Annotated in this window: 29 protein-coding genes; 15 read left to right on the top strand and 14 right to left on the bottom strand. The window is 38.0% G+C overall.

All coding sequences use genetic code 11. From position 1 onward, the window contains the following. Positions 1 to 68: 68 nt before the first annotated feature. On the top strand, positions 69 to 785 hold the full coding sequence (locus AC0L8O_RS20320; protein WP_473444906.1) for a 5-formyltetrahydrofolate cyclo-ligase: 717 nt from the start codon (positions 69 to 71) through the stop codon (positions 783 to 785). Positions 786 to 865: 80 nt separating this feature from the next. Further along, on the top strand, positions 866 to 1,957 hold the full coding sequence (locus tag AC0L8O_RS20315; RefSeq protein WP_473444904.1) for a nitric oxide synthase oxygenase: 1,092 nt from the start codon (positions 866 to 868) through the stop codon (positions 1,955 to 1,957). 207 nt (positions 1,958 to 2,164) lie between these two features. Here AC0L8O_RS20315 and AC0L8O_RS20310 read toward each other — a convergent pair whose 3' ends face one another. Together AC0L8O_RS20310 and AC0L8O_RS20305 are read right to left on the bottom strand one after the other, a co-directional pair. Further along, positions 2,165 to 2,296 carry a YflJ family protein gene (locus AC0L8O_RS20310; protein WP_084043079.1) on the bottom strand — a complete coding sequence of 44 codons (132 nt, stop codon included), beginning with the start codon at positions 2,294 to 2,296 and terminating at the stop codon, positions 2,165 to 2,167. 231 nt (positions 2,297 to 2,527) lie between these two features. Beyond that, a complete protein-coding gene (locus tag AC0L8O_RS20305; protein ID WP_473449055.1) occupies positions 2,528 to 3,805 on the bottom strand; it encodes an MDR family MFS transporter in 1,278 nt (425 codons plus the stop codon). Positions 3,806 to 3,915: 110 nt separating this feature from the next. On the opposite strand from AC0L8O_RS20305, the gene AC0L8O_RS20300 reads away from it, so the two are divergent. The 3 genes from AC0L8O_RS20300 (at position 3,916) to AC0L8O_RS20290 (ending at position 6,538) form a co-directional block, all read left to right on the top strand. After that, positions 3,916 to 4,101, top strand: a complete 186-nt coding sequence (locus AC0L8O_RS20300; RefSeq protein ID WP_473444902.1) for a DnaJ family domain-containing protein — start codon at positions 3,916 to 3,918, stop codon at positions 4,099 to 4,101. Positions 4,102 to 4,609: 508 nt separating this feature from the next. Then, positions 4,610 to 5,266 (top strand): hypothetical protein, encoded by a 657-nt coding sequence (locus AC0L8O_RS20295; RefSeq protein ID WP_473444900.1) that lies wholly within the window; start codon positions 4,610 to 4,612, stop codon positions 5,264 to 5,266. A 348-nt stretch (positions 5,267 to 5,614) separates the two neighbouring features. Continuing rightward, positions 5,615 to 6,538, top strand: coding sequence for an alpha/beta hydrolase (locus AC0L8O_RS20290; RefSeq protein WP_473444898.1), 924 nt, complete (start codon positions 5,615 to 5,617; stop codon positions 6,536 to 6,538). A 132-nt stretch (positions 6,539 to 6,670) separates the two neighbouring features. On the opposite strand, the gene AC0L8O_RS20285 is transcribed toward AC0L8O_RS20290, so the two are convergent. The 6 genes from AC0L8O_RS20285 to AC0L8O_RS20260 all read right to left on the bottom strand — a co-directional run bounded on the left by AC0L8O_RS20285 (position 6,671) and on the right by AC0L8O_RS20260 (position 12,204). Next, entirely contained in the window at positions 6,671 to 7,474 is an 804-nt protein-coding gene (locus tag AC0L8O_RS20285; protein ID WP_026561932.1) for an ABC transporter ATP-binding protein, read from the bottom strand. Next, entirely contained in the window at positions 7,464 to 8,237 is a 774-nt protein-coding gene (locus AC0L8O_RS20280) for an oligopeptide/dipeptide ABC transporter ATP-binding protein (protein WP_473444896.1), read from the bottom strand. The genes AC0L8O_RS20285 and AC0L8O_RS20280 overlap by 11 nt, the downstream gene beginning before the upstream one ends. A 10-nt stretch (positions 8,238 to 8,247) precedes the next feature. After that, the gene (locus AC0L8O_RS20275; protein WP_473444894.1) at positions 8,248 to 8,469 is read right to left on the bottom strand and encodes an ATP-binding cassette domain-containing protein; all 222 of its coding nucleotides are present in this window, start codon (positions 8,467 to 8,469) and stop codon (positions 8,248 to 8,250) included. A 5-nt stretch (positions 8,470 to 8,474) separates the two neighbouring features. Then, positions 8,475 to 9,311, bottom strand: a complete 837-nt coding sequence (locus AC0L8O_RS20270; protein ID WP_026561930.1) for an ABC transporter permease — start codon at positions 9,309 to 9,311, stop codon at positions 8,475 to 8,477. A gap of 1 nt (position 9,312) precedes the next feature. Further along, positions 9,313 to 10,323: an ABC transporter permease gene (locus tag AC0L8O_RS20265; protein ID WP_026561929.1), complete on the bottom strand. Its 1,011-nt coding sequence runs from the start codon at positions 10,321 to 10,323 to the stop codon at positions 9,313 to 9,315. Positions 10,324 to 10,404: 81 nt separating this feature from the next. Next, entirely contained in the window at positions 10,405 to 12,204 is a 1,800-nt protein-coding gene (locus AC0L8O_RS20260) for an ABC transporter substrate-binding protein (protein WP_473444892.1), read from the bottom strand. Between the two features lie 183 nt (positions 12,205 to 12,387). Here AC0L8O_RS20260 and AC0L8O_RS20255 point away from each other — a divergent pair, with 183 nt between their 5' ends. Beyond that, a complete protein-coding gene (locus tag AC0L8O_RS20255) occupies positions 12,388 to 12,906 on the top strand; it encodes a type 1 glutamine amidotransferase domain-containing protein (RefSeq protein ID WP_473444890.1) in 519 nt (172 codons plus the stop codon). Between the two features lie 57 nt (positions 12,907 to 12,963). On the opposite strand, the gene AC0L8O_RS20250 is transcribed toward AC0L8O_RS20255, so the two are convergent. Further along, positions 12,964 to 13,113, bottom strand: coding sequence for a hypothetical protein (locus AC0L8O_RS20250; protein ID WP_156932025.1), 150 nt, complete (start codon positions 13,111 to 13,113; stop codon positions 12,964 to 12,966). A 153-nt stretch (positions 13,114 to 13,266) separates the two neighbouring features. Next, the gene (locus tag AC0L8O_RS20245; protein ID WP_026561926.1) at positions 13,267 to 13,491 is read right to left on the bottom strand and encodes a DUF1128 domain-containing protein; all 225 of its coding nucleotides are present in this window, start codon (positions 13,489 to 13,491) and stop codon (positions 13,267 to 13,269) included. 129 nt (positions 13,492 to 13,620) lie between these two features. Here AC0L8O_RS20245 and AC0L8O_RS20240 point away from each other — a divergent pair, with 129 nt between their 5' ends. The 3 genes from AC0L8O_RS20240 to AC0L8O_RS20230 are packed head-to-tail and all read left to right on the top strand — an operon-like array spanning position 13,621 to position 15,272. Further along, on the top strand, positions 13,621 to 14,091 hold the full coding sequence (locus AC0L8O_RS20240) for a low molecular weight protein-tyrosine-phosphatase (RefSeq protein ID WP_473444888.1): 471 nt from the start codon (positions 13,621 to 13,623) through the stop codon (positions 14,089 to 14,091). 16 nt (positions 14,092 to 14,107) lie between these two features. Then, positions 14,108 to 14,434 carry a YtxH domain-containing protein gene (locus AC0L8O_RS20235; protein ID WP_078433347.1) on the top strand — a complete coding sequence of 109 codons (327 nt, stop codon included), beginning with the start codon at positions 14,108 to 14,110 and terminating at the stop codon, positions 14,432 to 14,434. A gap of 19 nt (positions 14,435 to 14,453) precedes the next feature. After that, the gene (locus AC0L8O_RS20230) at positions 14,454 to 15,272 is read left to right on the top strand and encodes a YihY/virulence factor BrkB family protein (RefSeq protein WP_473444886.1); all 819 of its coding nucleotides are present in this window, start codon (positions 14,454 to 14,456) and stop codon (positions 15,270 to 15,272) included. A gap of 245 nt (positions 15,273 to 15,517) precedes the next feature. Here the strand turns inward: AC0L8O_RS20230 and AC0L8O_RS20225 are convergent, their stop codons facing one another. Further along, positions 15,518 to 15,664, bottom strand: coding sequence for a BH0509 family protein (locus AC0L8O_RS20225; RefSeq protein WP_473444884.1), 147 nt, complete (start codon positions 15,662 to 15,664; stop codon positions 15,518 to 15,520). 290 nt (positions 15,665 to 15,954) lie between these two features. After that, complete coding sequence (locus AC0L8O_RS20220; protein WP_473444882.1) at positions 15,955 to 17,139, bottom strand: MFS transporter; 1,185 nt, start codon at positions 17,137 to 17,139, stop codon at positions 15,955 to 15,957. A 304-nt stretch (positions 17,140 to 17,443) separates the two neighbouring features. Between AC0L8O_RS20220 and AC0L8O_RS20215 the strand changes: the two genes are divergently transcribed. The 4 genes from AC0L8O_RS20215 (at position 17,444) to AC0L8O_RS20200 (ending at position 20,767) form a co-directional block, all read left to right on the top strand. Beyond that, positions 17,444 to 17,827, top strand: a complete 384-nt coding sequence (locus AC0L8O_RS20215; protein ID WP_473444879.1) for an OsmC family protein — start codon at positions 17,444 to 17,446, stop codon at positions 17,825 to 17,827. A 120-nt stretch (positions 17,828 to 17,947) separates the two neighbouring features. Continuing rightward, entirely contained in the window at positions 17,948 to 19,009 is a 1,062-nt protein-coding gene (cax, locus tag AC0L8O_RS20210; protein WP_473444877.1) for a calcium/proton exchanger, read from the top strand. A gap of 252 nt (positions 19,010 to 19,261) precedes the next feature. Next, on the top strand, positions 19,262 to 19,867 hold the full coding sequence (locus AC0L8O_RS20205; RefSeq protein WP_026561919.1) for a YczE/YyaS/YitT family protein: 606 nt from the start codon (positions 19,262 to 19,264) through the stop codon (positions 19,865 to 19,867). 105 nt (positions 19,868 to 19,972) lie between these two features. Continuing rightward, complete coding sequence (locus AC0L8O_RS20200) at positions 19,973 to 20,767, top strand: YfkD famly protein (RefSeq protein WP_026561918.1); 795 nt, start codon at positions 19,973 to 19,975, stop codon at positions 20,765 to 20,767. A 24-nt stretch (positions 20,768 to 20,791) separates the two neighbouring features. Here AC0L8O_RS20200 and AC0L8O_RS20195 read toward each other — a convergent pair whose 3' ends face one another. Continuing rightward, complete coding sequence (locus AC0L8O_RS20195) at positions 20,792 to 21,640, bottom strand: mechanosensitive ion channel family protein (RefSeq protein WP_473444874.1); 849 nt, start codon at positions 21,638 to 21,640, stop codon at positions 20,792 to 20,794. A gap of 9 nt (positions 21,641 to 21,649) precedes the next feature. Then, entirely contained in the window at positions 21,650 to 22,771 is a 1,122-nt protein-coding gene (gene yfkAB / locus AC0L8O_RS20190; RefSeq protein WP_473444872.1) for a radical SAM/CxCxxxxC motif protein YfkAB, read from the bottom strand. A gap of 321 nt (positions 22,772 to 23,092) precedes the next feature. Here yfkAB and AC0L8O_RS20185 point away from each other — a divergent pair, with 321 nt between their 5' ends. Together AC0L8O_RS20185 and AC0L8O_RS20180 are read left to right on the top strand one after the other, a co-directional pair. Continuing rightward, on the top strand, positions 23,093 to 23,281 hold the full coding sequence (locus AC0L8O_RS20185; protein WP_078433356.1) for an SE1561 family protein: 189 nt from the start codon (positions 23,093 to 23,095) through the stop codon (positions 23,279 to 23,281). A gap of 411 nt (positions 23,282 to 23,692) precedes the next feature. Next, positions 23,693 to 25,231, top strand: a complete 1,539-nt coding sequence (locus tag AC0L8O_RS20180; protein ID WP_473444869.1) for a fumarate hydratase — start codon at positions 23,693 to 23,695, stop codon at positions 25,229 to 25,231. The last annotated feature ends 109 nt before the right edge of the window (positions 25,232 to 25,340 follow it).

The raw sequence follows: 25,340 nt of genomic DNA, 5'->3' as shown, positions 1-25,340 counted from the left end.
GTGAAATTGTTTTAGGCCTTTTTTATAAGGTATGATACTAGTGTTAACATAAAAAAGGAGTTATTGAAATGACGACAAAAGATGAAATAAGACATAAGGTGTGGAAGAAGCTCACAGACGAAAAGAATGGACGCTTTCCTTTTCCATTAGTAAACCGAATTCCAAATTTTAAAGGAGCAGAAAAAGCCGCAGCACATATTGCTTCAATGTCTGTATATAAAGAAGCAAAGGTTGTAAAAGTAAATCCGGATGCTCCACAACTTCCATTAAGAAAACAAATCCTTATAGATGGGAAAGTACTACTGGTCCCAACTCCACGTCTCAAAGCAGGCTTTATTATGGTAAAACCGGAGTGGGTTCCAACTGGAGAGGAAAGAAAAGCTGCCAGCTTAAGCCATATAAAATCGTACGGAAAAGAAATACCATTAACCGAAATTCCTCCTATTGATTTAATGGTCGTAGGCTCAGTTGCAATCCACCCCGATGGACGACGACTTGGTAAAGGAGAGGGCTATGCAGACAGGGAGTATGCTATTGTACGTGAGCTTGGAAATCCCCCGGTTCCAATTATTACGTCCATTCATAGCACACAGTTAGTTCATGAAGACATCCCAAGAGATACATATGATTTAACAGTTGATTGGATTGCGACAGAAAAAGGAATGACAAAAACAAATACATCTTACGAAAAACCCAATGGAATTGAATGGGACCATGTTTCTAATGAAGAAATGGAAGAGATGCCTGTGTTAAAGGAGCTTTGGGATCTTAAATATAAACAATGAGTATTAAAATTGGACGAGAGCGTAAAGGAAAAGTTTGATGCATTCGACCAAAATGAAGAAAGATTATAAGAGGTGGCCAAGTGGTTACAAACACAAAACAACTAGAACAAGAGGCGATTGATTTCCTAAAAATTGCTTATCATGAGCTTGAAAAGTCAGATGCAGAGTTAGAAATGAGAATACAAGATGTAAAGGTGCAAATTGCTGAAACCGGCTATTATGAGCATACATTTGAAGAGTTGGAGCATGGTGCTAAAATGGCTTGGCGAAATAGCAATAAATGTATTGGAAGATTATTTTGGAACTCCTTAACCGTTTTTGATGAACGAAAAGCAAAAAAAGAAGAAGAGGTGTTCAAAGCATTACAGCAGCATATCTCATTTGCTACAAACTCAGGGAAGATTAGACCGACAATCACAATTTTTAAGCCTTCACGTGGAAACACGGACCGTTTACGGATTTGGAACCATCAGCTTATTCGTTATGCAGGGTATGAAAGAGAACATGGAATAATCGGAGATCCAGCCTCTATTGAATTTACAAGAGAATGTGAAAAGCTTGGGTGGAGAGGGGAAGGCACCAATTTTGACCTATTGCCATTGGTTATTCAATGTGATGATCGTAATCCAAAGTGGTATTCTTTAGAACATGAAGATATTCTAGAAGTACCGATTACTCATCCGGAAAGAGAAGAGTTTAAGGACTTGCAGATCAAATGGTACGGAGTTCCAATCATATCCGATATGATGCTGGAACTTGGAGGAATTGTCTATTCGGCTGCTCCTTTTAATGGATGGTATATGGAAACAGAGATAGGGGCAAGAAATCTCGCAGATTCATTTCGTTATAATCTGTTACCTAAGGTCGCTTCCATCATGAACTTAGAAACGAAAACACATGCAACGCTATGGAAAGACAGGGCATTAGTAGAATTAAATGTAGCGGTTTTGCACTCATTTAAAACAGCGGGAGTAAGTATTGTTGACCATCATACAGCTGCACAACAATTCAAGCTGTTTGAACAAAATGAGCGTACAAGCTGTAGAAAGCTTACTGGTGATTGGACGTGGTTAATCCCGCCAGTTTCCCCAGCGACTACTGATATTTTTCATCAAAGGTATGAAAATAAGGTGGTAAAGCCAAATTATTTTTACCAACAACGCCCATATTAAAAAAGGATGACTCCATCTGTGTGAGTCATCCTTCATTCATTTGGAAAATGCTCATTTAGTAAGTACTGCGGATGGGTGACCTCATCCAGCTCCAGCGCCTAGCCCCTCGGGGTCATAAGCCGCTCAGGAATTCAAGACAAAGAACGTCTTCTATTCTTAAGCGTCTTATGCTTGTCGCCGATAGGCGGGCGCCTTGCGCTTTTCTTATTACTTAGAATGTTTTTCAAGTAGATTAGCTAGAAAATGTTTTTTATAGCTTTCGAGTTTTCTCTCTTCATGACGGCGAACACCCATTTTCTTCAGTTCGTTCACATACCATCCTTTGCTACCGCGATGCATTGAAATCACCCTTTCAGCTTTTTTTAGAAAAAACTTATCATCCCAAACAGACGGGACGAAAATAGCCCCTACTCCGTCATCGGAATAGAAGCTATGTTAAGTTTTGTGGTGTCATTGTAACATCCATAAAAAGCTATGAAAAGGGGTTGAATTTTACTAATTTAGTAAAAAAAGCGCTATAGAGGGAAAGGGGAAAGAAAAATATTTCAATGTTACTCATTTTCTATCTCACTAGCTCAATTCAACTTTTTCTATCACTTTCGTTTCTGCCCTCTTAAACATCGCATAATATAAAAATCCACTGAAAAATGCGAACAAAGCAAGAATGATAAATGTGGTTTGATATCCAAACCATAATGACATTGGAATAGCGATCGGTGCAACTGTTCGGCCGATTGTATACCGCAGGCTTGCCGCAGCGAAATACTGGCCGCGCATATGCTCAGGTGCAAGTTTTGACACAAATGTTTGCTGAATTCCGGCCGTCATGAGTTCTGCAAGCGTAAAGATCGCCATGGCAATGATGAATAACCAGATAGACTGTGTAAATCCAAAAACAAGCATGGAAAAACCATAGACAATGGAGGAGAGTATAAATACATTTCTTTCTTTGTATTTCGTCATCCACTTTGTGATAAAAATCGTAAATAAAGCAACAAGAAAACCATTTTCAGATAAAATAATGCCGAATACCTGCTCACCATCTAGAGAAAGTGACCAACTACCAACTGAAAGCATTTCTTGTTGATGGATGGTATCTGTAATATAGACAGGGAGAATCATGTCCAATTGCATAAAGGTAAGTGCAACAAGAACTCCTGCTATAATATATAATAAAAATGCTTTATCACGAAAGATAATTTGATAATCTCGAACTTGTTTAATGATGGGGCTGAACCATTTAGCTGCTTCTTCATTCGTATCTGTTTTGTAGGCGGGAGCTGTTTCTCTTGTTTGTTTTGCAAGTAAAAGAGAAAGGAAGATACAGACGACCCCTGCTGCAACTAACACCTCAAATGGATGATTAACATAGAAAATAGTACCTAAAATCGGTCCGATGACAACAGCTATATTAATAGATGTATAGAAAACAGCAAAAACACTGCTTCGATGCTTTTCCTCCACAACATCTGCGACCATCGCCTGTGAAGCAGGCCAATAAAAGGCACCGAAAACACCTGCAAAAGCAAAACAGATAAATCCTAAGATCGGTATTTCAAGCCAAGGGGAATTTGAAAAAGCAAAAAGGATAAATGCAATGCCTTGACCAAATGCTGCAAGTACCATCATTGTTTTTCTCCCAAAACGATCAGCAAAATACCCTCCCATTAAGTTTGCAAGAACAGAGAACACTTGCGATATAATAAGAAAGAGACCAGCTTTTTCTTTGCCGAACTCACCTGCAAAATAGATGGTTAAAAAGGGGAAGAACATCCAATAGGTAATGTTCATTAATGCTTCACCAAACAAACGTATTTTAAGGTTAGTATCCCAGTCTTTAATTCTCACCATTTTAAACCTCAATTCTTTAATCCTATCGTTCATCATACTCTTTCGGGACTCGTAATACAACGAAGATTTAGTATTTTAAAAAAATAATAATTACAAGGAGTGAGACCATGGATCTGTTTTCAATCATAGCGGAGGATAAGATAAAAAAGGCAATTCAAGAAGGCCAATTTGACAACCTCCCCGGTCAAGGAAAACCCTTGAAATTGGATGATCTGTCACATATCCCTCAAGAATTACGAGTAGCATACAAAGTACTTAAAAACTCAGGTATGCTTGATGATGTTGACCAATAAAAAAAAGACATCAGCTCCATCGAAGACCTGCTTCTTGCCTGTGATGACTTAAAAGAATCTGAAGTTTTAGAACAGAAAAAATGGGAAAAACAATTAAAAATAGAAACACTAATGAAAAAAAGAAACCCACTTAACTCCCCAGCCTCATCATTTTATAAAAATAAGATTTTGGACCGGTTTAAATAAGGTATTGTGTTAGCTATTTTTAAATGTGTTTTGGGGAATTTCCATTCTTTCATACTTATTTAAATGAAAATAGTGAAATGGAGCGGAAGACACTTGACTCCTGCGGGAAGTAGAGGAAAGGATGAGACCCCGCAGCCGAAGGCGAGGAGGCTCAGCTTCCTCCCCGGCGAATGGAGTGTCTGGAGCGCAATGGAACGGACCTTGTATGTAACTTAAATTGACTATTATTTTTAGGTACTGAGAGCTATTTTTCAATAACCACTAATAATTTTCCCAAAGAACGTGCAAAATGGACAATACAACCAAAACGAGGAGGGCTAACATGAACAAAACCATTTCCGCTTTTATTCTAATTGGCCTGCTTCTCCTATCAGGCTGCCAACAAACAACCGAAGAGCAACCTGAACGAGCAGAAGAGTCAGAAGAAACAAACCCGGAACAAGAAAGCAATCAAAATCAAGACACTCCTGAAAAATCGGAAGAACAACTGGTCCAAGAAAAAGCCGATAAGGTAATCTCCCTCATAAAAGCAAAAAATGCCGAAGAACTTACAAACTATGTTCATCAAGAGAAGGGGGTAGTATTTTCTCCTTACGCTCATATCGAAAAAGATGCCATTACCATGAAAAAGGACGAAATAGTCAACACTTTTCAATCAAAGGACAAGCAGACATGGGGCACACGAGATGGAAGTGGAGAACCAATTGAGCTAACACCTTTAGAGTATTTCAATGAATTTATTTATGACGCTAACTTCGCTGAAGCAGATGAAGTTGTGCTAAATCCAGCAAAGCCAAGAGGAAATACAATTAAAAATATTCAAGACTTCTTCCCGGATGCCCATGTGGTGGAGTATTACGTAAAAGGGACAGAGGAAAATGAAAACATGGACTGGAAAGCATTAAACCTCGTGTTCGAAAAAGACTCAACAGGTGAGTGGAAGCTTGTCGCAGTCGTTCATGATCAATGGACAATATAATAAAAAATCCTTCGCGAATGAAATTGTACCACCCTTCGTGAAGGTTTTTTTTGTAATGATGTATGTGTAAGATTGTTGCCTTTAGGTACTTTAAACTTAGTGGAATGGAGCGGAAGAAACTTGACTCCTGCGGGAAGAGAAGAAAACTGAGACCCCGCAGGCGTTTACGCCGAGGAGGCTTAGCTTCCTCCCTGCGGAAAGCAAGTTTCTGCGGCGAAATGGAACGAATCAATTCTCAAGTATATCTGGATTTATAACACGTAATTATGGGAAAACACCCAAATTAGTTTTCACACCTTCTAGCCTTTTAAATAAACTATAAAAAAGCCTAGAAGGGAAGAGAAGTTGATGGTGAATTGGATTATCTGGATTGTGCTAAGCTCCTTATTAATGTTTTTAATCAGCCTTTACCTCGTAAGCCGGCTGCTTCTTTCACCGAAAAAGGTACCTTATGAAAAAACATATAAGCTTGGCATTCAAAAAGGTGAAATAGATGATCGCTTGTTCCAGGAAAAGAAAAAAGAAGAACTTTTTATTCCATCTTATTATGGCTATAAACTCCATGGGATGCTGTTTCCTGTGGAAAATAGCAGGAAAGTAATGATCATCGCACATGGTATAAAGTGGTCATTATTTGGGAGTTTTAAGTATGTCGATATGTTTCAAAGAAGGGGTTTCAATGTTCTGTTATGTGATCATCGATTTCATGGATTAAGCGGAGGAACATACACATCATTTGGCTATTATGAAAAAGATGATTTAAAAGCATGGATTGATTATTTTTGCGCTGAAATGGGTGAAGAGGTTTTTATCGGCTTGTTAGGTGAATCATTAGGTGCGGCTTCTGCGTTGGAGGCAAGTAAACGAGATCATCGAGTGAAGTTTTGTATTGCAGACTGTGCCTTCAGTGACTTTTCGACATTATTACGGATCAGGCTGAAGCTTGATTTTAAACTGCGTTTTTATCCGATCATTGATTTGGTGAGCTTCGTCATTAAGCTCAGACACGGATGGAGCTTTCCTGAGGTTTCTCCTATAAAAGGTTTGGAAAAAACCAAAACGCCAATCTTATTTATACATGGAAAAGAAGATCGTTTCATTCCTTTACAAATGACTTTAGACATGTTTAAAAGGAAAAAAGAAAACAAAAAGTTGTACTTGGTTCCACATGCAGGTCATGCAGAAGCCTTCAATATAGATCCTAAAGGGTATGAAAAGAAGGTTATTGATTTTATTAAAGAAATTGAAGGTGTAAAAGCCAACTTATGTTAAGTTGGCTGTTCGTTTTTTCTTAGTCAGGAAATTATTAAAATAAACGATGGATATGCACATCTACATCCAGCGCCTTCTATTCTAAATTGGCTTATTTGCCCGAGGCTAATCAAGGCGCTTCCGCTTTTGTTTTTAACCTAAGTTCCATTCCTCATTCAGCTTCGGTACATCTGAAATGAGCTGCTGGGTGTATGGATGCTGCGGGTTTATTAGAACCTGGTCTGCACTGCCCTGTTCAACAATTTTTCCTTTTTCCATAATGTATAGGGTGTCGCTTACATAATAGGCTAATCCTACATCATGTGTAATAAAAATAATTGTCATATCATTTTCATCTCGTAGCTTTAGTAACATATCAAGTATGGTAGAACGGGAGCATGCATCAACCATGGATGTTGGTTCATCAGCGAGAAGTACCTTTGGGTGAAGGAGAAATATTCTCGCAATCATGAGCCGCTGCATTTGTCCGCCCGACAGTTCAAATGGATATTTATTATACAATTCTTCAAACTTAAGATTTACAAACGTACAGGCTTCTTTCATTTTTTCGAATCGTTCTTCTTTTGAGAGCTTTAGTCCTTGCAGATCTATACAATCGTTTAATAATTTTTCAACCTTGTGAAACAAGTTGAAGGAAGAAAACGGATCTTGGAAGATCGCTTGGATATCTTGCCAATAGGCTTTTCGATCACGATGATTTTTCAGTTTACGAGGCTGCCCTTTATAGGTAATTTCTCCACTTGTTTCTTTTAATAGTCCCATGACAATTTTAGCTAATGTGGTTTTTCCGCTACCGCTTTCACCAACGATTGAAATGATTTCACCGCGGTGGAAGGCAAAGTTGACAGAATCAACAGCAGTATTTTTGCTTTTACCATATCCAAAGACCTTGGTGATATCTTTGCCGCTGATTAATAGCTCCTGATCAGGCTTCATTTGCGTACCACTCCTTTAGTGTGTCACTGTCAATTCGACATCGATACAAACGGTCACCAACATGTGTGGTCGTTATTTTGCTGCTTCTGCATTCATCTGTTGTGTAAGAGCATCTGTCTGCGAATCGGCAGCCTTGTAGTTTCTTTTTTAAGTTTGGTGGAGCACCTGGAATGGCTGCTAATTTATGGTCTTTCATTCCTGATTCAGGAACGATAATGGATCCCATCAGTTTCTTTGTGTAAGGATGTATCGGGTTGAAGATGACATCTTCCGCTTTTCCTCTTTCTACGATTTCCCCCGCGTACATGACCATGATTTCATCTGTTACATGATAAAGCAAAGGAAGCTCATGTGTGATAAAGACTAATGAACGAATGAATTTTTTATCTAATAAATCTTTTAAAAGCTTGATCACTACTTTTTGTGACGTAACATCCAGGGCAGAGGTTGGTTCATCGGCAATAAGAACCTTAGGGTTTAAAATCGTTGAGATCGCAATAACGGTCCTTTGCTTCATACCGCCGGATAATTCATTAGGATATGAATGTAATACTTTAGAAGATAGATTTAATGTCTCAAATCTTTTGGAAGCCATTTCATAGACTTGCTTTTTTGTTAGTTCCGGACGGTGCTCCTTCATAATATCTTCAATGAATTGAATGATTTTAATTGTCGGGTTTAATGCATTCATTGCAGCTTGTGGAATATAGGCAATTTCCCGTCCCAGTACCTGTTTTCTAAGTTTTTCTTTTTCCAGCTTCATAATATCAACATCATTGATTGAAATCGTTCCGCTCCCAAAGTGTAGGGGGAAAATAAAATCCCATTAAGCTTAGTGCCAATGTTGATTTTCCGCAGCCTGATTCACCGGCAATTCCGATCGTTTTTCCATCTTCAAGATGAAAATCAACACCATCCACAGCAAAGACTTTTTCTTTTAATCTAGTTTTATAGTAGGTTTTTAGATCCTTTACTTCTAAAATGTTTTTACTCATTTATCTTAGCTCCTTATCTTAGGATTGAAGATTTCATCCATACCTGTGTTCATCAAATAAAGGGAAAATGTAATGATCGCAATGGAAATCGCGGCTGGTATAAAAGCCCACCATGCCCCGGAAACAGGAGCTTCAAAGGTTAACGCCCAGTTCATAATAATTCCAAGTGATATCGTATTATATGGTCCTAAACCAAGCATGGAAATGGAGGCTTCTGAAAGAATTCCTGATGCTGTTTGCAACACAAATGCCATCACGACGTAAGACATGATATAAGGAAGAATCTCAAACGTAATGATTCTTGGTGTACTGTGTCCTGAGATTTTGGCGATATTCACATGATCTCTGTTCCGAAGAGAAGACGTTTGTGCTCTTACCGCACGAGCAGTCCACGGCCAGCTGGTAATCCCGATGACAATCGCGGTAATCAATGTACTCCTTGAATCAATGCTTACTGAGATCAAGATTAAGACAATAAAAGAAGGAATAACAATGAAGATATTTGTTACCGCTGTTAAAATATCATCAACAATTCCACCGATGTATCCTGCTGACAACCCGATAATTAACCCAATGATGGTTGCACTTAAACCGGCAACTAAACCTACGAAAATGGAAGTTTTAATACCATGGACAAGCTCCAAAAATAAGTCTCTACCGAAGTTGTCGGAACCTAATAGTAACTCAGCACTCGGAGGTTGAAAGGCTAATGCTACCATTTCTGTCGGATCACTTGTATTAATTAGCGGATATATCGTGACAAATGCAAGCATTAATAAAAAGGAAATAGCACCAATTAGAAATTTAGGGGAGCGAATTAATATTTGAAAAGAACTATTCATATTATTCTTCCTCCATTTGTGTCGCTTTGATTCTTGGATCAACTAAGCCATAGATGATCTCAATTGTAAAGTTCGCTAAAAGAACAGAAATCGCGATTAAGAGAGTGGCACCTGAGATGAGCGGGTAATCCAGTTGGCGAATGGCTGTAAATAGCCATGTCCCAATGCCGGGATAACTAAAGACAATTTCAGTAATTAACGATCCGCCAATCATCGTACCAATTGATAATGCCAGACCTGTAATCTGCGGAAGCATTGCATTTTTAAATACATATCTAGCAATTGTGGAATCTTTTATTCCTAATAATTTGCTATAAAGGACATAATCTGTGTTTAATTCATAGATAGACATCTCTCTCATTCCGATAGCTTGACCACCAATTGTGACTAAAACAATTGATAAAAACGGAAGAAAGTGATGGCTTATTACAGATCCGATAAATTCAAAACTTAAGTTTGGCGTCATTTGATAATTGTATCCGCCAGATGTAGGGAACCAATTAAGAGTTAATCCGAAGATGTACAGCATAATGATCGCAAGGATAAAGAATGGAATAGAATTAATAAACAGGAATGTCGGAAAAAGTACTTTATCAAAAATACCTTTTCGATAAGCAGCAATAGCTCCTAAGGCATTTCCAATTATCCACCCAACTAGAATGGCAGGAAGTTGTAAGGCTAATGTCCAAGGTACAGCTGATGCAAGAATTGATGTAACAGGTGTTGGATAAAGTCCAAATGATGTTCCCAAATCACCCTTCACAAGATTTCCTAAATAAATAAAAAATTGCTGCCATAATGGCTTATCGATTCCAAACTCCTCGGCAAAGGTATCATACACTTTTTTTATGGAATCACTGTCAGTCATTCCTTGTGTCATTTGGCCAGCAATTACACTGACAGGGTTTCCATCGATAAGTCTTGGTAAGAGAAAGTTTAATGCTACGGCTATAATGAGCGTCACTAAATACCAGAGGGACTTTTTAAAGAAAAATTTCCGATAAGCGTTCATGTATGTTCTGCACCCCCATATGAATTTTTCTAATTGAAAGTTGGGGGAGAAATGTCCCCCAACTACCTTTCTGATAGGAAATTATTTATTTTTAATTTGATAGAGATCTTTTATTCCCGCTCCGTCTATTGAAATTTGTGGAGGAATATTGCTTCCGTCTCCATCAGTTGCAAAACCTTCCCATACTGATTCATTCACTGTATGGAATACCCAAGGTCTGTACATGAGTGGAATAGTTGGAACGTCTTCTAAATAAATCTTCGTAAGCTCTGTGTACATTTCTTTTAGTTTGGCTTCGTCTGTAATAGTAGGAATTTCTTTAATTAACTCATCAGCTCTTTCGTTTTTATATCTTCCCCAGTTCCAAAACGCCATCTCGCCAATTGGAGCAACACCTTCAGAGTACATGATGGTTCTTGCTCTGTTCCAAGGTTGGCTCGGGCTTACAGCACCGGCAGGGGTATCCATGATAATATCGAATTTTCCTGTTTGACGGTTATTTGTCCACACAGGAGCTTCAGGGAAATTGGTTCTAATTTCAATACCGATAGCTTTCGCGTTTTGAGCGACGATCTCAAGAGAAGCATTCCAATCTGACCACCCGTATGGAGCTTCAATTTCCCAAGGTCCAAGTCTTACTCCATCAAGGACACGTATGCCGTCAGCACCTTTTTTAGCTCCGATACTGTCAAGCAACTTATTAGCACCCTCCACATCTGTTGTCCATTGAAGGGATTTAATGGCTTCCTGATCAACGAATTTTGACTCGGAAGGTGTATCCAGGGTAATGGATGGCTTCATTTCACCGGAATATCCACTCATCGCTAATTCAGAAATTTTATCGTAATCAATTGCCATTGCAATCGCTCTTCTAACATCAGGATTATCAAGGCCTTCCTTCGTTGTATTAAAGAAGATCGACGGCATTGAACCAGGCAGATAGTATGGTTTGTCTTCTAAGTATGTTTTAATTGGGGCTCCATCTTCCCACATTTTCCACACTTGAGGAATGAATTGCTGAGATACATCTACTTCACCTTTACTGAAGGCAAGTGATCCGGCAGCATTATCTTTATAAATAACATGGCTTATATATTTAGGTGCCGGTAAACCTCCAAATAGCTGTTGACCCCAATAATTGTCATCTCGTATTAACGTAATTTTTTGGTTATCAAATATATGCATTTTGTAAGGACCTGTTCCAACAGGTTCAGGGTTTACTTCCTCACGGATGGCAGCTATATCATTGTTATGTGTTTTTTCAATTTCTTCCCAAACATGCTTTGGCATCATAGGCACTAATTGAAGACTGTCTAAAACAGTGAGTCGATTAGGATTATCTTGTTTTAAGTTAATATTGACAGCATTCTCACCGTCAGCTTCAACACTTTCAATGGCTTCCCAGAAATTACTCCAGGAAATAGGGTATTTGTTTCCGAGCTCGTACGAATAAACCACATCTTCAGACGTAAAGGCTTCTCCGTCATTCCACTTTGCATCTGGATTTAGCTCAATGTGAAGAGTTGTATCATTTGTCCATTCATAACTTGTACCAAGTAAAGGCTCCAATGCACCATCAAGCATGTTAATCATAAACAGATTTTCATAAACGAGTGATCTCGAGTTTGCATAAGCAACAGGGAATGATGGATTCCCGCCTAATGGACTAAATGTTGAAGGTGGTCCCCACTGTAATCCATTTACATATAGTGTTTCATTTCTTGGAGTCGAACCCTTTGAAGTATCTTCTTCTTCTGTTCCAGGCTTTTCAGTTGTTGTATCAGTTGTAGCAGGCGGCTTTACGTCATTACTACAAGCACCAAGTAAAGCAAAAATCATAATCAATCCAAAAATTAATCCTAAAACCTTCATAAATCTCATAACCAGTTCCCCCTCTTGTTATTTATAGAAAGCGCTTCCAATGATAAATATATTAATTATATGGGAAACAAGAACTACTTTTTGTAAAAAATATTTATTAAGTGAATTTTATGGATAAAAAGTTTAACCTCGGCTTGTCCGGGTATTGATGATATATACAAAAATTGAAGGAGGATGAACAGCATGTCAAAAAAAATCGCTGTTGTGTTAACAAGTTCTTTTGAAGATTCCGAGTATACTGAACCAGCTAAAGCCTTTGAAGAAGCTGGCCATACTCTGACAACTATTGAAAAAGAAAAAGGGAAAACAGTTGAAGGAAAACAGGGTGAAGCAAAGGTGGAAATAAGTGCTGGTATTGATGAGGTGCGATCAAATGAATTTGATGCGTTATTTATACCAGGAGGTTTCTCCCCTGACATTTTAAGAGCAGATGATCGTTTTGTGAATTTTGTAAAAGAATTTATGAATGCGGAAAAACCGGTATTTGCAATTTGTCACGGTCCACAGCTGCTCATTACAGCTGAAACCTTGGAGGGACGAGATGTGACTGGCTATAAATCCATTCAGGTTGATCTGAAAAATGCCGGTGCAAATTTTCATGATAAAGAGGTTGTTGTATGTCAGAATCAATTAGTGACCAGTCGGACGCCAGAGGATTTACCTGCTTTTACGAGAGAGTCATTAAAGTTATTAGCTAATTAAACGTTTGTTTAAAGATGAAGAAGGGCTGTCTCTAAAAAGAGACAGCCCAAAAACAACCTATTTTTCTATTTCATCGTCAGAAGGCAATGGGTCGATACGATTGGAGTCTTCTGCATTTACGGCACCTTTTAAGGCATATAAGACAAGTACAATGGCGACAATGAGGAATCCACATATACTGAGTGTTCCTAACCACCAGCTTAGCATAAAAATCCCCCTCCTTATTTACATTCATATGTAAGTAAGAAGGGGGGAAGAATCATTTTATGATCCTTTTCTAACAAGGTAAGAAAAGATAAAATTCTGTTCTTAGTGTAAGTGTCTAGCTTCCAGCGCCTCTGTCCCTAGGCTGACAAGGCCTTACGCTTTTCTAAGGTTTCCAAGCTCTTCAGCAATAGCCTGCATTTCATTTGGGCTAAATGAGTTTCGTTTCATAACATGTTCATAAATATCCTTTAGCTCTTCATACATTTCTTCGTCAAAGTGAGAAGGTTTGATGGCTCCTAAGTTTAAAACTCTTAGTTTTTCTTTAATTTGTTCAATCATGTATTCAACATTTTCAACCGACTTTTCAGTAAGGTTCATGCCCTTCATCCTTTCCCAAGCTAATTACTGTCTATTTTAACATGAAAAGAGATTATGCATTCAAAAACTTCATGATCTCCTTGAAACATATTATAATATGGTCAAGAAAATAAACTCAGGGAGGATATCATGATAAAAGTTTTATTTATATGCTTAGGAAATATCTGTCGTTCACCAATGGCAGAAGCGGTAATGAGGGATTTGGTAAGGAAAGAAGGCTTAGAGGACAAAATGACCATTGACTCTGCCGGTACTGGAAATTGGCATGTTGGAAAATCTCCTCATGAGGGGACGCGTCGCATTTTAGATCGTTATAACATATCTTATAAAGGTCAAAAAGCAAGACAATTAATAGCAGAGGATTTAACTCAATATGATTATTTAATCGGCATGGATTCTGAAAATGTAGGGAATATTAGACGTCTAGCCGGTTATCTAAAATCCGGTACAATCCAAAGGCTCCTTGATTACCTAGAAGATTCTCCCGTAGCTGATGTACCTGATCCTTATTACACAGGTAACTTTGAAGAGGTTTATGAAATGGTTAGTAAAAGCTGTGTGAACTTATTAAATGAGATCAAACAAGTACATAAACTTTAGTAGGGGGACATGTTTTATGACAAACGGCAATAAACTGGTAAGAGGAATGTTGGTTGGAGCTATAGTAGGAGCAGTTGTTTCATTGCTTGACAAAAAAACTCGTGATGATGTGATCACAACGAGTAAGAATGTATCATCAAAGATTAAAGGATATGTAGAGGATCCAACGGTCCTGACGAATGAAGTGAGAGAAACAATTGATTCTGTCAAAGATACAGTTCAAGAGGTATCAGAGGATATTACATTTATTAATGAAAAGGTGAAGGAGTTAAAGGAAACGACTCCACAAGTGATGAGCCTAATTCAGGAAACAAAGGAGCGGTTCATTCCAAAACGAGATTAATCGTGAGGTGAATTCTTTGTTGAAAAAGGGATCTTTTATAAAGGAGTTAGTTTCTAGATTCTTAAGTGATGAAGTGCCAGGATTATCTGCCCAATTATCGTACTTTTTCCTATTATCACTATTTCCGTTCCTTATTTTTTTAATTACGCTAATAGGATATCTTCCCATTTCACAAACCGAGGTCCTAAACACAATAGTTGAATTTGCTCCCGGGCAATCCATGCAGCTGATCAATACTACGCTGGATGAAATCTTGAATAATCGAAATGGCGGATTGCTCTCTTTTGGTATTATTGCAACACTATGGTCTGCTTCTAACGGAATTAATGCGATTGTTCGTGCCTTTAACAAAGCATATGATGTAGATGAGAGTCGTTCGTTTATTGTTGCTAGGGGAATGGCGATTTTACTGACGATTGCCATGGTTTTTGTCATTATTGTAGCACTTTTATTACCCGTGTTTGGGAAGGAAATTGGTGTATTTATTTTTTCTAATTTCGGATTTTCTGCAGAGTTTTTAACGATATGGAATACTCTCAGATGGCTTGTGAGTGGTCTCATCCTATTCATCGTGTTTACAGCTCTTTATTTTGTTGCACCTAACAAACGATTACATATAAAAGATGGACTACCCGGTGCATTTGCGGCAACTCTTGGTTGGATGGTCGTATCGTTGGCCTTTTCCTATTATGTAGGTAACTTTGCAAATTACAGTGCAACATACGGCAGCATCGGGGGAATTATTGTTCTGATGATCTGGTTCTACCTATCCGGAATGATCATTATTTTAGGCGGAGAATTAAATGCAATGTTATATAAAAGAAAAACAATCGGTTAATTTGTTACCAATTGATTTTGTTCATAGTCAAAACTCATCGCGGGAATAGTAATCAAGAAGACAAAAGTCTTTACTATTTAAAAGGTGGGGATTATGATGACAAAACATACAAAAAAAGGCGGAAGCCATAACAAACAAAACTCAAAACAAAAGCCAAAACATAAAACAAGTGGTAGTGCAAACGGACAAAACGGCTACCATTAAACAAAAAGCTGACTGGTATTCGTATCCCAGTCAGCTTTTTATTACTCTGAATGCTCCATTAAATCTTGATAAATACCACTATAAATATGTTCGATATCAGCATCTGTCATAAAAAGAAACGAGTTCCTATCAATATCCTTCATTCTCTCAATAAATTCAATCATATTCTTTCGTTCCTGCCTGTTCATTATCCCATCTCCCTTTTTGTTGTTATGATACAGTTTATCTTATTTATTTGTATTATATAACAGTTAACTGTGACGGTTCAATCATTTTTTTTATTTGGGCAGAAAAATTTAAGTTAATTGGAGCGGAAGGTGGGAGACTCCTGCGGGAGCAGCGTGACAGGTGAGACCCCGCAGACGTTACACGTCGAGGAGGCTCACCGCACGCCCCGCGGAAAGCGAGCATCCTGAGCGGAAATTAACTCACTAAAACTACAAAGTATCAACAAAAAGCCGACATAGATAAACCTATGTCAGCTGGATATATTTTGCGAAGATGCAGCAGGCATGCTGTTTGTTTTTGAAAATGTTACAGCGACAGCTATGAAAAGAAGCATTGTACTAATAATCATAAAATAACTAATATTCGTTGTGTATTCAATAAAAAGTCCGCCAAAATAAGGACCGGCAAGGCTTCCGACACTAAATGCAATCCCGCATAACAAATTCCCGGTAGGAAGTAAGTTTTTCGGCATAAGATCTGTCATATAACTGATCCCTAATGAAAATGTTGATCCAACAACCATACCGGAAATAAACAAACAGATCATTAGAGCTATCAGTGACTCCTCTAAAAAGCCGGCCGCCGTAAAACTTAAAAAGCCTATGAAAAGAATGGACATCAATACCGTTCGCCTGCCTAGTTTATCACTAAGAATTCCGAGTGGAAGTTGAAAAGTAATCGCCCCTATTGCAAAAGTGAATAAGAGAACAGATATGTTTGGTACATCAAGGCCTATACGCAATCCGTATACAGGAAAGCTTCCATTGAGAGAGGATTCTAGGAATCCGTAGCCAAATGGGGGTAAAAAAGCAACCCAACTATATTTCCACGCCTGTTTAAATCGTTTTAACGTTTCTTTCATCGAATTTACTTCAATTGTTTGTTCGGGATAATCATTTTTCAACAAAAATACTAACAACCAGCCAACAAAGCAAAGCACCGATGAAATAATAAATGGGAGTGCTTCATTTATTGTAACCAATGGAGCGAGAAGAGGCCCTACTGCAAAACCCAGCCCAAAGAAAAGACCGTAAAGAGAAATATTGCGCCCGCGTTTTTCTTCTGATGAAAAGGAAGTGATCCATGTTTGTGAAGCAAAATGTAGGGCATGGTCACCAATTCCGATAAACAATCTCAGGAAAAACCAAAACCAAAATGTTTGCCACAAAGGAAACAGGGCAAGTGATAAGGCTACAATTAGCCCGCCAAATATAATAATCGGTTTATATCCAAATCGCTTTAATGGATATTCCATAAAAGGAGATACCAACAGAATGCCGATATAAAGTGCAGTAGCATTTAGGCCGTTAAGGTCAGATGACAACCCGGTATTTTCAAAAATAACCGCGATCAGCGGTAACAGCATACCTTGGCTAAAGCCAGATATTCCTACGACTGAAACTAAAATCCAAAATCTTAATCGGTGAGTATTCATATGCAACCCTCAATTTCCGTATGAACTAAATTCATCAAATGCCAGTAATACTTTATACTGAAATAGGAAATTTAACAAGAGCAAACACCTTTAATGAAATACAGTTTTCAGATACAATAACTTTAGAAAAGCGCAAGGCGCCCGCCTATCGGCGACAAGCATAAGGCGAATAGGAATAGAAGGCGTTCTTTGCCTTCAATTCCTATTTGACTTATGACCTCGAGCCGATGGCGCCTGGAGCTAGACACTAAAACTAAGTACAAAATTTTATGCTTCTTACTTAAAAAAGATGAGGTGAATCAAAATGAATTTTAAAATGAAAGAAGAAGAAGGTTTTACAACAACAACTGAATTTGGTGAGCTTCATGTAGCAGGTGACGAACAGTATGGTTATCGTCCTTACCAATTAATGGTTGCATCCATTGCTGTTTGCAGTGGCGGTGTGTTAAGGAAAATTTTAAAGAAAAAGAGAATTGATATAGAGGATATCGCGATCTCGACAAATGTTGAAAGGAATGAAGAAAAAGCAAATCGAATTGATAAGATACATATTCATTATAAAATCAAAGGGCAAAATTTAAATGAAAAGAAAATTCATCAATCAATCGTATTAGCAAATAAAAATTGCCCAATGGCACAATCTGTTGCTGGAAGCATCGAAATTGAAGAGACGTTTGAATTACTCTAGAGTTTTAATAGGTTAGTAAAAGGGAACTTCATTCATAAAACAAGTAGTTTATATAAGGATATTTTTTCCTTTAATGTGAAGAATAACTTCATAAACTATGTTCAGGAATGGAGAGTTCAAATGGTTAATCGTATTTTCACAATCTTTGTATTAATGGGATTGCCTCTATCGATAGCTGGAAGTTTGATGCATTGGCCATCAGTTCTTATGTTTGTGGTGTATTGTTTAACGATCATTGCTCTTGCAGGGTTTATGGGTAGAGCCACGGAAAGCCTGGCGATTGTAGCTGGTCCAAGAATAGGCGGGCTGTTAAATGCAACCTTTGGGAATGCAGTTGAGCTCATTATATCCATTTTTGCCTTAAAGGCCGGACTTGTAGGTGTTGTGTTGGCATCGTTAACAGGTTCAGTCGTGGGAAATCTGCTTCTTGTTGCAGGCTTGAGCTTTTTTATCGGGGGGCTAAAATATAAGCGCCAAGAATTTAATATTTATGATGCAAGACATAATTCAGGCTTATTAATATTTGCTGTCATTGTTGCTTTTGTTATTCCGGAAGTGTTTACAACAGAAATGGATCCTGCAGGTACAATTTCTTTAAGTGTGGGAATCTCAATTATCCTAATTATTCTTTATTTAGCAGCATTGTTCTTCAAATTAGTTACACACAGGGGCGTTTATCAGCAAAAAACAGATGAAGTGGAAGTACATGAGGAGCCAGAGTGGAAAAAAGGAAAAGCCATCGCGATTTTGTTACTTGCGACAGTAGCGGTAGCATATGTATCTGAAAATTTAGTCCATACATTTGAGACAGTTGGAGAAAGGTTTGGCTGGTCTGAATTATTTATAGGAGTTATTATTGTTGCCATTGTGGGTAATGCTGCAGAGCATGCTTCAGCCGTCCTTATGGCTTATAAAAACAAAATGAACATTGCCGTAGAAATCGCAGTCGGATCAACTTTGCAGGTCGCGATGTTTGTAGCTCCATTGCTTGTATTAATTTCACTTTTATTTACAGAGAAAATGGCGCTCGTTTTTACATTACCTGAGTTAATATCAATGGCAACAGCTGTCTTTTTAACCATCTCGGTCACAAATGACGGTGATACAAACTGGTTTGAAGGGGCAACCTTACTAGCGGCATATATTATCATTGGAATTGGATTTTATTTACTACCGGGCTAATCAAAAAAAGAGACTCTGTGTATGATTACACAGAGTCTTATAATTTGTGTAGGACGAAACAGATAACTAGAGAAATTGGTAACGCTTGCAAAAAGCATCATTAAAAACTCAGATACCTTTCGTATAATTTTATTTTACAGCATATGTGCTAATTTGTAAATCTTCTGTTTATTTATTTTTGAAATTGTTTTAAAGTTATGGTTGTCCTCATATTTTAATTAACATCTACATGGGAAAGGAACAAACATAATCATGAAAATAAGAGTCTTTTTTTATTTAATCGGTTTGTTTTTTATGGGACTTGGTGTGACGTTCACAATAAAAGCAAATTTAGGAGCAGGAGCATGGGATGCGCTGAATGTAGGGCTTTCGAAAGTGATTGGTCTAACAGTAGGAAGCTGGGTATTTGTGATCGGTGTTATCTTGATGTTTATAAATGCTTTCATAACAAAAGGAAAACCGAAATTTTTGGCCATCATTACAATCCTATTAATTGGCTTTTTCGTTGATTTTTGGATGCTCGTTGTGTTTAAAAACATGTTTCTTGATGGAATATTAAAACAAGTTGTTTCTTTATTATTAGGTATCTTTTTCATCGCTCTTGGGGTTTCAATGTATTTACAAACAAAGTTCCCGGCTAATCCTATTGATCAATTAATGATCTCCTTACATGAAAGATTTTCTCTTAATTTCATGGTGGCTAAAACAATAGGTGAAGTCGTTGCGTTAATATTAGCATTTATCTTTCAAGGTCCGATTGGAATAGGAACAATTATTATTACATTTTTAATCGGCCCGATTATTCAAATGTTCTCAAAACCCGTATCAGCACGCTATGACTTGTTGTTGAAAAGATAAACGTATTTGTTGAAAAAACTTCCAAATAAACGAAGGGATTTTTCTGGATAAACAGTAGTACACTTGAAAACAATATGGATAAGCATGTTGAAGGGAGTAAAGAAAATGAAAAAGAGATTGCTCGTTTCTTTCGTTTTGCTTTTATCATTTAGTTTTTCAAGTGTTGTTTTAGCAGAAGGAAAACCTCAAAAACCGAAAATTCCCGGCTCTGTCATGGAAATATCGAAGGAAAATACGTATCCAAACCCGACTCAAGACTTACCGTACTTACAACCAAGTGAGTTAACACAGCAGCTGATCGACACAGCCGAGGTTCCGATTGAAAACCCTGATTTAATTCGTATTTTAAACGAATCAACGATCTCTGATGCACCATTGGCTTTTGGCTACCGGGCAACAATTTACTTGGGAGAATGGGCGTTGAATTATGAATCATCCGAAACGGCGACAAATTGGGAGTATCAAAAAATAAATACTAATTATCAGGATAATCGCGGTGGAAAATCACAAATTCAAATGAGTTATCGTCAAGAAGCACAAAAATCTGTTAAAGGCGGTTTAACAGCAAAAGTTCCTGAAGCAGAACATGTCAAGAAAATGATGCTTCTTAAAGCAATGAAGAAAACAAACTTACCACTTGCTTTTGAGACCATTATTGGAGCTGGAACGAAGAAAGACCAGGTCTATAATGTTCCTCCAAAAAAGCTGGGTTATCTCTATGCATATGCACCGGCTGTCAATGAAAAAGGTAAAGTTACGTATGGTGAAGTATATCTGGTCTTAAAGGGAAATAAGAGAAGTATTGTGGTGAAAAATATCACTTCACAAGGAATCGGTGCGTGGATTCCTCTGCAAGATCATGCTTCATTTGGATTTGTCACATCTGACCGCCCAAGATAAAGAGGAAAGAGCTTTCCAATTCATTTAGTTGGAAAGCTCTTTTTCACTTTGGTCTATAAGTACACGTGATTCCGCAAGTTTAATATTAGCGTCAAATAAAGCTTTAGCAATTATTCTCCGTGCTCCTTTTGCTGTACTCCAATAAAATTGATCATCAACTAAACCGATAATCGTGTATTCATAGCCGCGAAATTGACCATTAAGGGATGTAATGCCGAACACTTGAAAAAGCTCGATTATTTCATTAACGGAATCTCTTTTTAAACAAGATTCAAATTCCATATTGATTTTTTTGCATGCTTCCTCAAGGACTTGCCAAACAGTGTCCGGATCCTCTCGATAGCTAATAACAACACGCTCAATGACCCGCATCCGGTCTATATTGTAGTTGTGAATTTGTTTTATCTCACCATTACTGATCGTTAAAAGCTTTCCGCTCCATTCACGAATCTTTAATGACCTAAGACCGATTTCCTCAACAGTTCCATGAAACGTATTATTTATCGTAATAAAATCACCTTGATGAAGCTGTTTTTCATAGATAATAAACATACCTGCAAGAATATCTTTAATAAGGCTTTGAGCACCGAAGCCGATGATGATTCCAGCTACACCGGCTCCGGCTAAGATGGAGCCGAAATTATCAACAAATTGAGAAAGAAGATACAAAATAAAACTAATGGTAGCGGTATATTTCGTTAATGACCGAATCAAGCTTTCAATTGTTTTTTCTTTTCGTTCTTCAATGAAGTTCGTTTTCTTGAAAAACTTACCAACAATAAAATTAATCAATGTCACACTTATTACTAAAATGACAGCAACTAGTATGATTTGAACGACTTTTAATCCCAACAGTTCTTTTATTGTTTCCATTTTGTCACCTTAGATCTTTGATTTTCGTTTCGTAAAGTCAATATCTTGATAATAACTATTCTTTACAAGTACATTCGGACCTAGACATTGAACAGCCGGACAATGACAGTTTAGTGATTTTGCTATAGTAGAATCCATCCATTTTGAATAGGCGGATTGAAGGGTGTTATCCTTTATATTTCCAAGAGCAGGTGTATCACCGAAATCCGTCACGATAATATCTCCGTTAAAAATATTCACATTTAAGCGTGAGCGGCCATCAGGATCATTGCGCACAGTGACATTTTTACTTTCTCTTAAGCGTTGAATAAGTTCGATATCTTCCGGGTTTTCACTGCAAGCGTAGAAGGGTAATGTACCAAATAGCATCCATGTGTTTTCATCTCTGATATCAAGTAAATGATGAATGGATTTTCGCATTTCAGAAAGTGACAAGGTTTCCAATGCACTCGCAAAATCACTTGGATACATAGGATGAATTTCATGACGCTGACAATGCATCTCGTCTACGACCTGCTTATGGATTTTCTCAATATATGGAAGTGTTCGCTTGTTTAACATCGTTTCTGCCGATACAATTACTCCGGCTTTTACAAGAGCACGGCTATTTTCAATCATTCGTTCAAACAATTTAGCTCGTTGTTCATAGGTTGGTTTTCGGTCCATCACAGCAAAACCAACTTCAACAAATTCATCAACTGTGCCCCAGTTATGTGAGATATGTAAAACGTCTAAGTAAGGAATAATCTTTTCATAGCGTTTCAAATCAAGAGTTAAATTTGAATTTATTTGTGTACGAACACCTCGTTCGTGGGCATACTTTAAAAGAGGAACAACATATTGGTCGACTGATTTCAAGGAAAGCATCGGCTCCCCGCCTGTAATACTGAGGGAACGCAGGGTTGGTACCTCATCCAATCTCTTTAATAACAGCTCTATCGGAAGTGCTTGCGGATCTTTAGGCTGCAGTGTATAACCAACAGCACAATGTTCACAACGCATATTACAAAGTGTTGTTGTGGTAAATTCTATGTTAGTTAACGTCATTTGCCCATACTGCTGTACATCTAAATAAGCTTCCCATGGATCATATGACGTTGTAATAGGGTTTGCAGATTTTAGTGCATTCATTTGTTTATGCTCCTTTTTTTAAAGGTAGGAAAGTTTGAAATTTTGTACTTAGTGTTGGTGTCCAGCTGCAGCGCCTAGCCCCTCGAGGTCATAAGTCAATTTGGAATTGAAGGCAAAGAACGCCTTCTATTCCAAATCGCCTTATGCTTGTCGGGGCTGAACAAGGCGCTTGCGCTTTTCTAGAAATAAAAGCTATAAGAAAATAGCATACCTTTCATTTTAACATGAACATGTTTTTTACACATCCTGTGAGTGAACAATAGATACTTGTCAAACAATTTAAAATAGTCTACGATACACTTATCTGAAAGGGGCGAAATAATGGGTAACGCAGTACATGACAAGGATTCCCAACTATCTTATTTGAAAAATCGATTAAATATGTTTTTAGAAGTTCTGGACTCAATGGATCCGGAATCTACAGATGTTGATGATATTGATCGATTAATTCAAATGCTTGATGATCTTGAGATGAAACAAAATCAATTTAAAAAAGATTGGGATAAGTAAGCTGACACAAGGGGTGTCGGCTTTTTTGATTAAATCTTGAAAACGCTTTGATTCGACTTTTCAATAAATAATCTTACGAGTATAATAAAAATTGTGGGAAAAACCTGAAAGTTTATGAAAGAAATAGAGTAATAGATTTGACCGAAGCACTGTATGCACATTTATTAAAGGTTTAAGAAACTTTATTATATCGGAACAGGGGTAAGCGCTTTGACATCCAGCTCCGAAGCACAGGATGTGTAAGTGCAGTTGTTGCGACAGGACGTCGCGTTTTTCAACTGCCAGCGCCTAGCACCTCTAGGGTCTAGCCAATTTAGAATTGAAGGCAAAGAACGCCTTCTATTCTAAATCGTCTTATTTGCCCGAGGCTGTTAGAGGCGCTTACGCTTTTGTTCATGGGGGGAAATCGAGATGAAAAACTTTTATGAAAGTATGTACCAATTAGTTGTTGAAACTTCGACCAATTTACCAAAAGACGTAAGAAGAGCGATTGCTCAAGCAAAGCTAAAGGAAAGTGCCGGGACACGTTCTGCGATGTCATTAGCAACAATTGCAAATAATATAAAAATGGCAGATGATAATATTTCTCCAATTTGCCAAGACACCGGCTTACCGACATTTAAAATAAAAGTGCCTGTCGGTGCAAACCAACTTGAAATGACCAAAGACATTAAACGCGCTATTGAGCAGGCGACAAAGGATGGAAAGCTCCGCCCTAACTCAGTTGATTCCATCACAGGAGGGAACAGCGGTGATAACCTTGGTGAAGGGACGCCTGTAATTAAATTTGAACAATGGGAAAATGATTATATAGATGCCCGCCTGATTTTAAAAGGTGGCGGCTGTGAAAATAAAAATATTCAATACAGTCTTCCCTGTGAACTTGAAGGCTTAGGAAAAGCCGGACGTGATCTGGACGGAATTCGTAAATGTATTATGCATTCTGTTTACCAGGCACAAGGACAAGGCTGTAGTGCAGGGTTTATCGGAGTTGGAATTGGTGGAGACCGGACAAGCGGATATGAGCTTGCGAAGAATCAACTTTTCAGACGTGTTGATGATGTCAATGAACGTGAAGAACTGCGTCAGTTAGAAGAGTACGTAATGAAACATGCCAATGAACTTGGTATTGGTACAATGGGATTTGGTGGAGAGACGACGTTACTCGGTTGTAAAGTTGGCGTTATAAACCGTATACCGGCAAGTTTCTTTGTATCTGTTGCATATAATTGCTGGGCATATCGCCGTTTAGGAGTCCATATTAATCCTGAAAGTGGTTCGATCAATGAGTGGCTATACCAAGATGGTGAGGATATTGACTTTTCACAAGGTGAAGTAGCTGCAACTGAAGAACAAGCGACAGATATAAGAGAAGTTGTTCTTGAAGCACCAATTACAGAAGAAAAAATAAGAGAGCTAAAGGTTGGGGACGTTGTTCGTATTAACGGAATGATGTACACAGGCCGTGATGCGATCCATAAATACCTCTCTGAAAATGACTCCCCGGTTGATTTAAATGGACAAATTATTTATCATTGTGGCCCGGTTATGTTAAAAGACGAAGATGGGAACTATCATGTAAAAGCGGCAGGTCCGACAACAAGTATCCGTGAAGAGCCATATCAAGGCGATATCATGAAGCGATTTGGCATTCGGGCTGTCATCGGAAAAGGCGGAATGGGACCTAAAACGTTGAAAGCATTAGAAGAACATGGCGGAGTATACCTAAATGCAATCGGTGGAGCTGCTCAATATTATGCAGATTGTATTAAGTCGGTTGAAGGTGTAGATCTCATGCAATTTGGGATTCCTGAAGCGATGTGGCATTTAAAAGTTGAAGGATTTACAGCAGTTGTCACAATGGACTCTCATGGAAATAGTCTTCATGCTGATGTGGATAAAAGCTCACTTGAAAAATTGGAGAATTTTAAAGAGCCGGTATTTAAATAAACGTTTAATTCGGAGGAAGATTCGCAAAATTGCGGGTCTTTTTTTATATTTTGAGGATTTATCAGCGATTCTGGGATTTTATCGGCGATTTTGAGAATATATCAGCGAT

It is taken from the genome of Metabacillus sp. KJ11-3, assembly GCF_055808295.1.
This window is presented reverse-complemented; position numbering and strand designations above follow the sequence as displayed.

Coding starts and splice junctions, on each gene's coding strand:
- AC0L8O_RS20320 (WP_473444906.1), top strand. CDS start 69: ATGACGACAAAAGATGAAATAAGACATAAGGTGTGGAAGAAGCTCACA.
- AC0L8O_RS20310 (WP_084043079.1), bottom strand. CDS start 2,296: ATGCATCGCGGTAGCAAAGGATGGTATGTGAACGAACTGAAGAAAATG.
- AC0L8O_RS20300 (WP_473444902.1), top strand. CDS start 3,916: ATGGATCTGTTTTCAATCATAGCGGAGGATAAGATAAAAAAGGCAATT.
- AC0L8O_RS20295 (WP_473444900.1), top strand. CDS start 4,610: ATGAACAAAACCATTTCCGCTTTTATTCTAATTGGCCTGCTTCTCCTA.
- AC0L8O_RS20290 (WP_473444898.1), top strand. CDS start 5,615: ATGGTGAATTGGATTATCTGGATTGTGCTAAGCTCCTTATTAATGTTT.
- AC0L8O_RS20285 (WP_026561932.1), bottom strand. CDS start 7,474: ATGAAGCCTGATCAGGAGCTATTAATCAGCGGCAAAGATATCACCAAG.
- AC0L8O_RS20280 (WP_473444896.1), bottom strand. CDS start 8,237: ATGAAGCTGGAAAAAGAAAAACTTAGAAAACAGGTACTGGGACGGGAA.
- AC0L8O_RS20275 (WP_473444894.1), bottom strand. CDS start 8,469: ATGAGTAAAAACATTTTAGAAGTAAAGGATCTAAAAACCTACTATAAA.
- AC0L8O_RS20270 (WP_026561930.1), bottom strand. CDS start 9,311: ATGAATAGTTCTTTTCAAATATTAATTCGCTCCCCTAAATTTCTAATT.
- AC0L8O_RS20265 (WP_026561929.1), bottom strand. CDS start 10,323: ATGAACGCTTATCGGAAATTTTTCTTTAAAAAGTCCCTCTGGTATTTA.
- AC0L8O_RS20260 (WP_473444892.1), bottom strand. CDS start 12,204: ATGAGATTTATGAAGGTTTTAGGATTAATTTTTGGATTGATTATGATT.
- AC0L8O_RS20255 (WP_473444890.1), top strand. CDS start 12,388: ATGTCAAAAAAAATCGCTGTTGTGTTAACAAGTTCTTTTGAAGATTCC.
- AC0L8O_RS20250 (WP_156932025.1), bottom strand. CDS start 13,113: ATGCTAAGCTGGTGGTTAGGAACACTCAGTATATGTGGATTCCTCATT.
- AC0L8O_RS20245 (WP_026561926.1), bottom strand. CDS start 13,491: ATGAACCTTACTGAAAAGTCGGTTGAAAATGTTGAATACATGATTGAA.
- AC0L8O_RS20240 (WP_473444888.1), top strand. CDS start 13,621: ATGATAAAAGTTTTATTTATATGCTTAGGAAATATCTGTCGTTCACCA.
- AC0L8O_RS20235 (WP_078433347.1), top strand. CDS start 14,108: ATGACAAACGGCAATAAACTGGTAAGAGGAATGTTGGTTGGAGCTATA.
- AC0L8O_RS20225 (WP_473444884.1), bottom strand. CDS start 15,664: ATGAACAGGCAGGAACGAAAGAATATGATTGAATTTATTGAGAGAATG.
- AC0L8O_RS20220 (WP_473444882.1), bottom strand. CDS start 17,139: ATGAATACTCACCGATTAAGATTTTGGATTTTAGTTTCAGTCGTAGGA.
- AC0L8O_RS20215 (WP_473444879.1), top strand. CDS start 17,444: ATGAATTTTAAAATGAAAGAAGAAGAAGGTTTTACAACAACAACTGAA.
- cax (WP_473444877.1), top strand. CDS start 17,948: ATGGTTAATCGTATTTTCACAATCTTTGTATTAATGGGATTGCCTCTA.
- AC0L8O_RS20205 (WP_026561919.1), top strand. CDS start 19,262: ATGAAAATAAGAGTCTTTTTTTATTTAATCGGTTTGTTTTTTATGGGA.
- AC0L8O_RS20200 (WP_026561918.1), top strand. CDS start 19,973: ATGAAAAAGAGATTGCTCGTTTCTTTCGTTTTGCTTTTATCATTTAGT.
- AC0L8O_RS20195 (WP_473444874.1), bottom strand. CDS start 21,640: ATGGAAACAATAAAAGAACTGTTGGGATTAAAAGTCGTTCAAATCATA.
- yfkAB (WP_473444872.1), bottom strand. CDS start 22,771: ATGAATGCACTAAAATCTGCAAACCCTATTACAACGTCATATGATCCA.
- AC0L8O_RS20185 (WP_078433356.1), top strand. CDS start 23,093: ATGGGTAACGCAGTACATGACAAGGATTCCCAACTATCTTATTTGAAA.
- AC0L8O_RS20180 (WP_473444869.1), top strand. CDS start 23,693: ATGAAAAACTTTTATGAAAGTATGTACCAATTAGTTGTTGAAACTTCG.